Annotated in this window: 7 protein-coding genes; 3 read left to right on the forward strand and 4 right to left on the reverse strand. The window is 55.2% G+C overall.

What is annotated here, in order from left to right:
• Window positions 1-195: 195 nt before the first annotated feature.
• Entirely contained in the window at window positions 196-2,643 is a 2,448-nt protein-coding gene (locus tag KTE_RS18315; protein ID WP_201383322.1) for a serine/threonine-protein kinase, read from the reverse strand.
• Window positions 2,644-3,298: 655 nt separating this feature from the next.
• Here KTE_RS18315 and proS point away from each other — a divergent pair.
• The 3 genes from proS (at window position 3,299) to KTE_RS18330 (ending at window position 8,529) form a co-directional block, all read left to right on the forward strand.
• On the forward strand, window positions 3,299-4,750 hold the full coding sequence (proS, locus tag KTE_RS18320) for a proline--tRNA ligase (RefSeq protein WP_201369332.1): 1,452 nt from the start codon (window positions 3,299-3,301) through the stop codon (window positions 4,748-4,750).
• 86 nt (window positions 4,751-4,836) lie between these two features.
• Window positions 4,837-6,576 (forward strand): proline--tRNA ligase, encoded by a 1,740-nt coding sequence (locus KTE_RS18325; RefSeq protein WP_201383324.1) that lies wholly within the window; start codon window positions 4,837-4,839, stop codon window positions 6,574-6,576.
• A gap of 585 nt (window positions 6,577-7,161) precedes the next feature.
• Entirely contained in the window at window positions 7,162-8,529 is a 1,368-nt protein-coding gene (locus KTE_RS18330; RefSeq protein ID WP_236600481.1) for a transposase, read from the forward strand.
• Between the two features lie 47 nt (window positions 8,530-8,576).
• On the opposite strand, the gene KTE_RS18335 is transcribed toward KTE_RS18330, so the two are convergent.
• The 3 genes from KTE_RS18335 to KTE_RS18345 all read right to left on the reverse strand — a co-directional run bounded on the left by KTE_RS18335 (window position 8,577) and on the right by KTE_RS18345 (window position 12,008).
• On the reverse strand, window positions 8,577-9,413 hold the full coding sequence (locus tag KTE_RS18335; protein WP_201383326.1) for a phosphodiester glycosidase family protein: 837 nt from the start codon (window positions 9,411-9,413) through the stop codon (window positions 8,577-8,579).
• Between the two features lie 315 nt (window positions 9,414-9,728).
• Window positions 9,729-10,532: a type 1 glutamine amidotransferase gene (locus tag KTE_RS18340; RefSeq protein ID WP_201369329.1), complete on the reverse strand. Its 804-nt coding sequence runs from the start codon at window positions 10,530-10,532 to the stop codon at window positions 9,729-9,731.
• Between the two features lie 6 nt (window positions 10,533-10,538).
• On the reverse strand, window positions 10,539-12,008 hold the full coding sequence (locus KTE_RS18345; RefSeq protein ID WP_201369328.1) for a MurT ligase domain-containing protein: 1,470 nt from the start codon (window positions 12,006-12,008) through the stop codon (window positions 10,539-10,541).
• Between the last annotated feature and the right edge of the window lie 136 nt (window positions 12,009-12,144).

Below are 12,144 nucleotides of genomic sequence, written 5' to 3' on the forward strand. Positions count from 1 at the left end.
TAATAGAATGGCAGGGCCTACCCACAAGGCGGCACCCTGCGCAGATAGCGTGCTTTTATTATTCTGGTCCTATTATAAGTATCGATCAGTATCGGTGTCTACCTGAGAATAGTTCAATTCGCACCTGAAAAACTATCAGGTAAGTACCCGAGATACACGATAGCCAGTAAGTAGCCGCGTACGCCAGGAGCGGGCCTAGTAGAGGGTCCAGCCCACGAGGCGCATATCGGTACCATCGGCGATATCTGCAAAGGGGGTCAGGGTGCCCATATCGAGTGAGCCGTAGTACAGTTTGCGGTCGGCGCTATGGGGATCGGTCTCTTGCAGGGCAAAAAGCTTGCTATCTTGCGTGACATTCGACCAGGCATACTGGGAATATGGACAAAGCGACTGACCGCCTGTTGTGTCATCGGTGAGGCGTGTGAGGCCTGTGCCATCGGTATTCATCCGCCAGAGGCCGTTCTGGCTGGTATCTCCACTGCCATTCTCGACCATGAGTAGCAGCATTGTTGGCGAGACGGCGCGCAGCATCGTGACCGCTTGATTGAGATGCGCGATGGGCTGAGGGGTGCCACCCATTGAAGGCTGGACGCTAATGGTGGTTGGCCCGGTAGCTGAAAGTCCATTGCTGGCATCACAACTGGCAACATAGAGCTTTGTGGTATCGTAGCTCACATCGAAGCTACCACAACTCCAGTTCTGGCTGAAGAGCTTTTGCAGATCAGTATCATGCTGATTAGATCCCTGAATGATATCCAGCGCATATAAATCGTTGCGTGGCGCGCCAGAGTTGGGTATAAAAGAGGTTAAGAGAATGTGTGTATTGTCCAGCCAGGTAGTTGGTGTATAAGCCAGATTATTTTGTGGTTGCAGGAGGAGTTGTAGCGAGCCCGAGGCCAGGCTAAGCAGGTAGAGCGATGGCTTGCCACCATCATTAGGATACTGATTAAAGACTACGTTTTGTCCATTGTACGAGAGTTGCATATTGGCAATATGGGTATTGGCAGGAGCGCAATAGAGCGTCTGTTGCTCCTGTCCATCTATGCGAACCAGGCGTAGTTGACTGATACCATCGCTATGCAGGATATAGGTGATCCATTGACCACCCTGCATGAGTTCGCCCTCGTCAATATGGAGGTTAGGTATGCCTATGATAGGCGTGCCTCTGGTGTTATCATCGATATCACGGCGTTTCAGTGTCCCCCGGGTCGGCGCATTGTCAGGGCCTTCATTGACGATATACACAACCTGGCGATGGTTGCCTGGTGTGATCGATTGAATACTTGCAGTCCGGGCGACATTGCCAGCGGGGCAATCCGTCGTGATGGCTGCTGGCGCAGGTTTTCCCCCTGTCTCGGAAGTGGGGGAGGCTTGTGCTACGATTTGTGGTTGCGGTGTGTTGGATTGGCGATTGCCGATATAGCCTGTGCTGTAAAGGATGGCAAAGATACTTGTAGCAAGTGCAATTCCAATAAAGAGGTAGGTGAAGAGCGGGAGGCGATTGGCTTTCTGCGCAGGCGGAGGTGTCGGCAGAGTGGATGCGGATGCTGACTGCCTGGTTGAGGGTTGCGACTGGGCCTGTATGGCGGTAGCCTGCTCCTGTATCTGGCGTATCTCTGATGATGGAGGACGTGAACTATTCATCGATGCAGCGGGAGCAGGAACATGCTGGAAGGCTGCGCTGCCAGCATTAGGTAGCATGGGGGCTGCCAATTGTGTCTGGAACGGGTTTACTGGAGGGGTCCTCCCATTGCCCAGTGCCGTAGGGGTGTTTGTGTATGTCCTGATAGGCGTCCCAGTGTGGATCGCCTCTTCCAGGGCCTCGCGAAAGGCGGCAACCGATTGGAAGCGCTGTGTAGGATCTTTTTCCAGGGATTTGAGTACTACCGCCTCAAGTTCAGGCGAAATTGCAGAGTTAAGAACATGAAGGGGACGTGGAGGCTCATACAGGTGTTTCACCATGAGGGCGACTGCGTCGTCGGCGTAAAAGGGGCGCTGACCGGTCAATAGCTCATAGAGTACAACACCAAGCGCGTAGATATCGCTCGTCTTATCTGGCTTGCTCTGGATCTGCTCTGGCGCCATATAGTCAGGTGTGCCCTTGATGGTGAAGCTATTGGTGTGCGTGACATCCTGTGCCAGGGGCTTATTCGTCGTGTGCTCTACAATCTTGACGAGGCCGAAATCGGAGAGCATAAGCGTCTTCTCGTTTTTGAAAAGGATATTGCCGGGTTTAATATCGCGATGAATCAGGCCTTGTTGGTGAGCATATTCCAGTGCATTCAGAACTTGATGGATAAAAGCGAGTGTCTGTTCAAGAGGAAGTTGCCCCTGGTGTTTTTGTAGATACTCTTTGAGGGAGCCTCCAGGCATATAGGGCATAACCAGGTAAGCGCAGATATCCTGTTCGCCGTACTCATAGACGGGGAGAATATGTGGATGATCCAGGCGAGCCAGCACGCGTGCCTCACGCGTAAAATGTGCAAGGAATTCCGCCCGATTGGCCGCCTGGAGTTCGGGCTGAAAGACTTTTACCGCAACCTGGCGCTGTAGATGTATGTCTTCTGCCAGATAGACGGTCGCCGTGCCACCCCGACCCAATTCGCTCAACAGGCGATAGTGACCTAATATTGTTCCTAGCATGCTGTTATTTCCAGTAATATAGAGAAAATTTAACTATGTTAATTCGCGCCTATTATAGCAGATACGTACTTAGTATAAAAGAAAGGGATGCAGTTGTGTGTCTTGCTATAGCTATTTATTATGCGAAGTTAGCAGACAAAAACTCACACTAATATGAGTGGTGTAGTATGGATTGGCGTCAATCCATACTACACCACTCATATTTTATTTACACTATTGCGCTTGACAGGGGAGAATGAATTGTGTATGCTTGACCCTATACAAAACTAAAGAGCACAAAATCAAAGAGCGAACGCGCTGATCAGGATCAGTAGGCGTGCTGGTGTACTCTAGCAGCGAGCCGAGAGAGTGAAAGTCGGTAGAGTGGCCTCGTCGAACCCACCTGGGAGCGTCAGTGATAAACTGACCGGAGTCCTTCACCGTTATGCAGGAAGGGGCGGTTCAACAGCGACCGTCAGAGTGGAAACGTGTCGTGAGACATATTTCAAATAAGGTGGTACCACGGGCCAATAACCTCGTCCTTATCTAGGGCGAGTTTTTTTATTGTCTTTATTCATGGGTATGATCTTATTCCGAAACCCAACGCCACTTCGTGTCTAGCGCTTCGCGCTCAGGGTTTTCGGATAGGAAGATTTGGACGCCGAGAGGGGATGCTATGAGCCAGAAGGAAAAGTTTGTCGAAGAACTTGTCGATCAAGAGGATGATTTCTCTGCCTGGTATAACCAGATTGTACGCAAGGCGGAGCTAGCGGACTACGCGCCTGTGCGCGGTTGTATGATTATTCGCCCCTATGGGTATGCGCTCTGGGAGCATATTCAGTCGCTGCTGGACCAGCGTTTTAAAGATACCGGCGTCATGAACGCCTACTTCCCCCTGCTCATTCCACGCAGCTTCCTGGAGAAAGAGGCTGAGCATGTCGAGGGCTTCGCCCCTGAGCTGGCCTGGGTGACGCGCGGTGGCGGCGAAGAACTGGAGGAACCCCTGGCGATTCGCCCGACCAGCGAGACGATCATCGGACATAGCTACTCCCGCTGGGTGCAGAGCTATCGCGACCTGCCGCTGCTCATCAACCAGTGGAACAATGTGATGCGCTGGGAGAAACGCACGACCCTCTTCCTACGCACCTCTGAGTTCCTCTGGCAGGAGGGCCATACCGCGCATCGTACGCTGGAAGAGGCCGAGGAGCGCACGCGCATGATGCTGGAGGTTTACCGCGACTTCGCCGAGAATGACGCGGCTATCCCCGTGATTCCGGGCCGTAAGACCGAGAATGAGAAGTTTGCCGGTGCCCTGCGCACGTACTCCATTGAGGCCCTGATGGGCGATGGCAAGGCCTTGCAGTCCGCGACTAGCCACAACCTGGGGCAGAATTTCGCCAAAGGCTTCGACATTCAGTTTCTGGACGCCGACGGCGAGCGCAAATACTGCGCCACCACAAGCTGGGGCCTGAGCACACGTATGATTGGTGGCATCATCATGGTGCATGGCGATCCGTCTGGCTTGATCCTGCCGCCGCGCCTGGCACCGTTCCAGGTCGTTATTGTTCCTATCTGGCGTAAGGACCAGGACCGCGCCGTTGTCTTTGAGGCCGTTGAGCGTTTGCAGAAGATGCTCAAGGGCAAGGTGCGTGTCAAGGTTGATGATAGCGATAACACCCCAGGCTGGAAGTACAACGAGTGGGAGATGCGTGGCGTTCCTGTGCGCCTGGAGATTGGCCCCCGCGACGTGCAGAACAACAACGTCGTACTGGTCAGCCGCCTCGACCGCTCCAAGGAGTTCGTCTCCATCGATACCCTGGAGACCCGCCTGCCCGAGAAACTGGATGAGATCCAGAAGGCGCTCTATCAGCGTGCCCTGGAGCATCGCGAGAAGAATACGCACTATACCGAGGACTACGAGGAGTTTAAACGTATCATCGCCGAGAAGCGCGGCTTTGTGCGCGTCAAGTGGGCCGAGGATAGCGCCGCTGAGCAGGCCATCAAGGACGAGACCAAGGCCACCATTCGTGTCATCCCCTTTGACCAGCCCGAGGGCGGCGTCAAGGGCAAGTGCATCTATACCGGCAAGCCTGCCACCTGCGAAGCCATCTTCGCCCGCGCGTATTAATATGTTCTGAAGATTGAAGGCCCTGGTTGCCCTAGGGCAACCAGGGCCTTCAATCTTCAGAACGAAGTTGGACTAGGAGAGAGATCATGCGTTATTCACAGCTTTTGGGGGGAACGCTGCGCGAGCGCGCACATGATGTTGAGAGTACGAACCTGGACCTGTTAACCCGGGGTGGCTTTGTACGCCAGCTTACCTCTGGTGTGTATAGCATGCTGCCGCTGGGTGAGCGTGTTATGCGCAAGCTCACAGAGATAATACGTACTGAGATGGAGATGATAGGAGGTCAGGAGGTCTCGATGCCTGTGCTACAACCGCGCGAGATCTGGGAGGTCAGGCCGCAGTCGGGGAAGGCCAGTCGAGCGGAGGGGTATGGCCCGGTCCTCTTTAGCCTGCATGATCGCCGTGAGCGCGAGCTTGTCTTGGGGCCGACGCACGAAGAGATTTGCACCCTCCTGGCACAAGAGTTTATCCGCAGCTATCGAGATCTGCCGCGCCTGGTCTTCCAGGTTCAGCGCAAGTTTCGCGATGAGCCGCGAGCGCGTGGTGGACTCCTGCGCCTGCGCGAATTCCTCATGAAAGACCTCTATAGCTTTGATGCCGACGAAGAGGGCTTGAACGCCAATTTCGAACTCATGCGCGAGGCCTATTGCCGTATATTTGCACGCTGTGGCCTGGATTTTATCGTCGTCGAGGCCGATAGCGGCGCCATTGGAGGCAAGGAATCGCTGGAGTTTATCGCCCTGACCGAGGCGGGAGAAGACACCATTCTGCGTTGCACTGGCTGTGGCTACGCCGCCAACGTCGAAAAGGCCGAGTTCGTGCGCCCGGAGCGCGTCTCCGCAGAGGAGCGGGCGCTGGAGGAGGTCTACACACCGGATTGCAAGTCTATCAGCGACCTGGCGGCTTTCCTGAGCATATCCGAGGGCGAGACCATGAAGGTGGTCTGCTATAGTGCAGGTGGGCAGTTGGTAATGGCCGTGGTACGCGGTGACCTGGATATCAATGAGATCAAGCTGACTAATGTCATCACAAAGCGGGGTCTCAACGCCACCGATTTGCGCCTGGCAACGGCGGAAGAACTGGAACGTGCGGGCATCGTCGCGGGCTATGCCTCACCCTTGGGAGAGAACAAGGCCCTGCTGATCGTCGCCGATCACTCCCTTCGTTCAGGCAACAATTTTGTCGCCGGAGCTAATCATGCTGAGCACCATCTCAAGAACGTCAACTATCCGCGTGATTTCCGTGTTGATACCTGGGCGGATATCGCTTCGGCTTATGAGGGCGCCGCCTGTGTACGCTGTGGTGGAAGCTTACACGCCCTGCGTGGCTGCGAGCTGGGGCATATCTTCAAGCTTGGCACCATCTATTCCGACCTCTTTAATGCCACCTTCCTCGATGCCGAGGGACGCATGCAACCGCTGATCATGGCTTCATATGGCATTGGTATCTCGCGCCTGCTGGCCTGCATTGTCGAGCAGCAGCATGATGCGCGAGGCCTGACCTGGCCGCTGGCGGTCGCGCCATATGCTGTCTCGCTGGTGGGAATCGATCTGGAGAAAGAGGAGATCGGTCGCGCGGCCGAACAGCTCTATGCCGATCTCTGTGCGGCAGGCGTCGAGGTGCTTTTCGATGACAGGCGCGAATCGGCGGGTATCAAGTTCAACGACGCCGACCTGCTTGGTCTACCGTTGCGTGCTGTTGTCAGCAAGCGTTCCCTCAAACAGGGAGGCGTAGAACTGAAGGCCCGCACAAGCCAGGCGAGCCAAATTGTTTCATTAAGTGAAGCATTGAACGAGATTCAACAAGTTCTGATGCAACTTTTATAATTAACCTGGTATGCAAGATGTCGCAAAACAGGGTCCAGGGGCAGCGCCCCTGGCGGGGTTTGGGGTGTCCCCACATTCCTTCTCCCTATAAAAAGACACAGGAGCTTGTCGCAAGACAAGCTCCTGTGTCTTTTTATCGAACCGGCCCGTAAAACCCCTGGCTTGAGCCCTGACACGTATACACAAATATGAACGTTTGCAGAAGATCCTCAGCATGGTGCGAGGGAAAGGTGTTGAAAAAAACGCCCCTTGATGCACAATGATGTGCTTTCAGCTTGACGAGACAAGCGACTTTTTCACCAAAAGTGTGTCACCTCTCGTATGGGGGAAAACGAGGCACCTGCAGCGCATCGCTTCCGTGTTCTTTCTCAAGATCACATATTTGTGTATACGTGCCAGGCTTGAGCCATGGGGATACAAGGGCCGTTCCTTTTGGGAGTAGCCTGGGTGGAGGAGAAGCAGAGGGAAATGAAGGCTTGACAACAAAGCGAGGCTTCTGTATACTGCTTCTTGAAATCTTGTTCTATGTCTGTAAACATGTCTCAGCACTGAAATGAGCAGGAATGCCGTAAGAGGAGGGGACACATGGAAGGCGTGAATGACCCACCAAGACCGCACACCGACGAGGCGCCAGTGCGGATCAAAGCCTTTGTCTATCGCTTGTATCCCACTCGCAAACAAGAAAGCACTCTCCTGTGGACGCTTCGTCGCTGCAAAGAACTCTACAACGCCAGCCTCGAAGAACGCACTGCTGCCTACAGAATGGCTGGCGTCTCGGTCTCCTATGGCATGCAGGCCGACCAATTGCCTCAGGTCAAGCAAGAACGCCCCGAATACCAGGAGATTCATTCCCAGGTGCAGCAGGATGTGCTCCGACGCCTCGACAAAGCCATGAAGGCTTTCTTTCGTCGTGTCGCTGAGGATCAGACCCCAGGCTATCCTCGGTACAAATCCAATGCCCGCTATCGTTCCTTCACCTATCCGCAGAGTGGCTATACACTCATTGGTGCCCTCACCCCTCATGACAAAAAGGGCAAGAAAACCTCTCGATTGAAGCTTTCGAAGATTGGGTCTCTCAAGATGCTGATGCATCGATCCATCAAAGGGAGCATCAAAGTCTGCACGATCAAACGCGATGGAGATCGCTGGTATGCCGTCTTCAGCGTGGAGCAGGTCATCAGCAGCGCAACGCTGATGCATCCCTCCAACAAGGCGGTGGGGGTTGATGTGGGCATCACCTCCTATGCCACGCTCTCCACGGGGGAGCAGATCGCCAACCCTCGCATCTACCGTTGCACCGAGCAGCAGATCAAAGAGGCCCATCGTAGGCTCTCTCGGCGCAAGCGAGGCAGTCATCGACGCAGCCGGGCCAAGCGGGAATTGACACGACTCTATCGCAAGGTGCGCCACCGTCGGCAGGACTTCCTGCACCAAGCGTCTCGCCGCCTGGTCAATCAGTATGGGACCCTGGTGTTTGAGGCATTGCAGATCCCCAATATGACGGCAAGACCCAAGCCCAAGAAGGAGGAGGCCCCTGCAACGACAGAGGAAAGCGAAGGTGGCGCGACAGCAGCGACGGTGACGCACTATCTACCTAATGGAGCGGCTGCCAAGAGCGGCCTGAACAAAAGTATCCTTGACGCGGCCTGGGGCCGTTTCATCACGCTGTGTGCCTGCAAAGCGGAAGAGGCTGGCGGCATGGTAGTGAAGGTGGCGCCCCAACAGACGAGCCAGAAATGTAGTGGCTGCGGAGTTCTGGTCCCCAAAGATCTCTCGGTGCGATGGCATTCCTGCCCCACGTGTGGGACCGAGCTGGATCGCGATGAAAATGCCGCACGAAACATTCTGCGCCGCTATGAGACGCAAGGAGCCATTCCTGATCGCAAGAAAGGCAAACCCAGCAGGAAGGTGGGTCGGGGCGGGAAGCGTCCCACAGCGACTGGTATCCTCTGAGGAGGACGCTGGCCACTGTCGAAGCCCCCGCGTGGGGTACTTCACATCTATTTAACTGCGATGACGATGGGAAGGGCGGTTATTGCATCGATGGTGACCTTCTCATTATTTGCGCTATCCTTGACATAGATGCCGGTGGAGGCCCCCCCATCCAGGTTGAGCGCTGTCTGGAGCGAGAGGTCCGACGAGGCCAGCAGGTCTGCTGTCTCGTCCAGCGAGAACGATACCCCAGAGCTGATGATAAAGAGCAGGCGCCCCTGTTTATCCTGGGCCACAATGGTGCGGCGCTCGGTTGCTCCGTTCGCGTTAAACTGGGTGCGCTGTCCATTCTCAATGAGCATTGGCGAGGACTGCGTGGCTTGCTGAAGCTGTTCGTTGTCGGGATCATAGGGATGCGCACTCAGAGAGCGCAGGCGAATATTTCCCTGACTATCGACGGAGAGCATGCCGCCGAAGGCGCTATACGATTGGCCATGTACCTCGCTGTTGCTGACAAGCAGCCCCGTGGGGTGGTTGTTATTATCAAAGTAGCCGCCATTGATCAGCACGTGTGCACCAGTCTCTTTGGTCCACTCGCGCACAGAGAGTGGCTGCGTTGGCTGGTAATGCACGCTGAGATGAATCTGGGCTGGATTCATGCGTACGATGACCATGGTATCTTCATTGGTACTGGGACCCTTCCAACGTTCATAACGCAGCTCGATGCCGGGCGAGACTGTCTGCCAGACATTGAGCTGCTGGTCCGAACCATTCGCCGAGTTCTGCGAATTGGTGATAGGTGTCCCATTCACGCTGATATTGGGCAGCGCTGAGCAGGCCATCAGGAGGCTACCCAGAAGCGCGAGCACGCATGTAAGCAGCAGCGTGTGCCTGGCGGCTGGCATGAGAAAATCCCTTTCTTGAATTATCCTGGAACGATGTGCAGGAGCGGCAGGACGACGCTGCTAAAGCACGCGTCTACATATGGAGGCGCATGACGCCCCCGTACCTTGATATGTAGACGCGTGCTTTAGTGGTAAATTCACGTAGTGCGTCGATGTAGGGTCCATGCTGGCATGGACTGCCGAGGCCCGCAGGCCGAGACCCGAGCGCAAGCAGATCGCTTCGCTCGCAGTCCATGCCAGCATGGACCCTACAGATGTTGTGAATTCACCATTTAGCAGCGTCGGTAATATACTTCCTGCTTCCAATCCTACTATTTACCTGCGCCAGCCAGTTGCCTCGATGGCCGAGACGGTTCCCTTAAATTCCATCGCCAGCTTATACGCAGCGGCGTGAGCAGCCAGTTCGGTCTCATCGCTGAGCGGGGCCAGGTCCACCTTACCGTAGCGGCGCTCCAGCGCCTTCATGATCAGGAAGTCGGTGAACCAGGGATTCTTCGGCAGCAGAGGGCCATGCAGGTAGGTGCCATACACATTATTATAGTTTGCGCCCTCAAAACCGTCTTTTCCATTATTGCCCCAACCCGAAACAACTTTGCCCAGGGGCTTGGCCTTGGGTCCCAGGTAGGTGCGTCCGCTGTGGTTCTCATAGCCAACCAGGATCTGTTTGCCCAGGGAACCCAGGTCGCATTCAAGCGCCATATGTGTCATGAAGCGTTCGGGGTCGCCCTCGGTGTGCAGGTCGAGTACCCCTGCCCCTTTCAGCTCGGGACCATGGACGCTCTTATAGCTATGGCCCAGCAACTGATAGCCCGCGCAGACTGCCAGGAAGGTAGTTCCAGCCTCGGCGGCCTCACGCAGGGAGGGGGCCTTCTCCTGAATGTCCTTGGAGGCGATCTCCATCTCGCGGTCGGCGCCGCCATGGAAAAGGATCATATCATATTGGGTAAAGTCAGGCGTCTGTTTGACGTATACGGGATCGACCTCGACCGAGATGCCGCGCCATTTGCTGCGCTTCTCAATCGAGAAGAGGTTTCCACGGTCGGCGGCCACGCACATCAAGGTTGGATAGAGGTGGGCGATCTTAATAACCATGCGTGAATCTGATGTCTGCTCGCTCATGCTAATTTACTCCTCCCAGTAGTGTTTGACCCAACCGTGTTTCTGCATTATTTTACGCAGTTCTTGTGTTGGTGTATAGCCGCTTAGGATATATAGGGAGCCACCCGGCTCGACATTTTTCAATGCAGCCTCTAAGGCACCCTCGTATTCATGGATGACAGAGATCTTACTGGGAGAGAACTCGGCATACTTCAAGCGCAGCGCCAGCTCCTCTGCCTTATTGCCACAGCAGATGGCATCAAGAACATCGGGCACGATCTCTTCGATATCGCAGTCCCAGAGCCAGGCAAAGTCCTGTCCATCAACCACGGTATGGCTCATCGAGAAGAGCATATGCTTCTTGCCGCTATGCTTGGCAATCAAGCGCATGATCAGGTTGAAGGAGGTGGGATTCTTGACGAAGGAGAGGTAGATGTTCTTATCGCCAGCCTGAATCTTTTCCAGGCGACCAAAGGCCGGGCGCAGGGTCGAGAAGGCCTGTGTGGCTTTCTCAATCGCGAACTCCGTGGCGAAGGCGGCGCCGATAGCGGCCGCAGCATTATAGACGTTATGGATACCGGGCAGCGGCACCGTGAATTCCAGTTCGCCCAGGGGGGTGCGCATCGTCACCTGTGAGGGGCCTTCGCCATCTTCCGCCAGGTGTGCGGATGTGACCGCGAAGTCGAGCTGGGGCAGGGTATAACCGCAGGTAGGACAGCGGTAGAGGCCCAGGTGGGAGAGGTAGGCGACCTCGTACGCCAGGTCGCTATCGCAGTGGATACAGCGAATGATGTCGGCTGACTGCTCAGGCACAGGCGTGCCAACCTCTTTGGTCTCCAGGCCAAAGTAGAGGCGGCGAGCCTTGGAGTTGAGCGCGAAGTTGGCGACCTGGGGATCATTGCCGTTGAGCAGGATCGTCGAGGTCTCCGGCAGGTTCTCAAGCATCTTATTGAGCGCGTTGGCGACGGAATACATCTCGCCATAGCGGTCAAGCTGATCGCGGAAGAGATTGGTAATGATTACCACGTCAGGCTGAATTTCGGGGACTGCCGCGGGAATGGTCCCCTCATCGATCTCAAAGAGGAGGACATCGCTATCCAGGCGCCCGAAGATGTCGGCGAAATTGACGGCGACCGATGTAACGCCTTGCAACAGGTTCGAGCCGGTGCGGTTCTGGGAGACGCGCTGCCCATTGGAGCTAGCCAGGGCGGCAGTCATGCGTGCCGTCGTCGTTTTACCATTACTACCAGTAATCACAATCTTCTTAGCGCTGCTGGCGCCAACTACTTCTTTTAATACATTAGGATCGATACGGCGCGCGACCATACCAGGGAGGCTGGTGCCACCACCGATACGCAACAGGCGTCCAGACGCGCTTGCCAGTTTCCCTGCTGAAATAGCCAGGGCGAGACGCGCCCGGCCCAGGCCAGTGGGCGCTTGCGCCGCGTTATCCTGTTCTGGTGCCTGCTTTGTCGAGAGTTCGTGTTCTATTTGCATAATACTTTTACCACCGTCCCTAATAGGCATCAAGGAGTTCAATGCATGAATATTAGGAGAATAATCCAATAGTGCAGCCTGGTGGCAGTATAGCAAACCAGGGGACACATCGACAAGGGAAATAGTCACAATGGCA

Source organism: Ktedonobacter sp. SOSP1-85, assembly GCF_016587415.1.
In the GTDB taxonomy this organism is placed as follows: domain Bacteria; phylum Chloroflexota; class Ktedonobacteria; order Ktedonobacterales; family Ktedonobacteraceae; genus Ktedonobacter.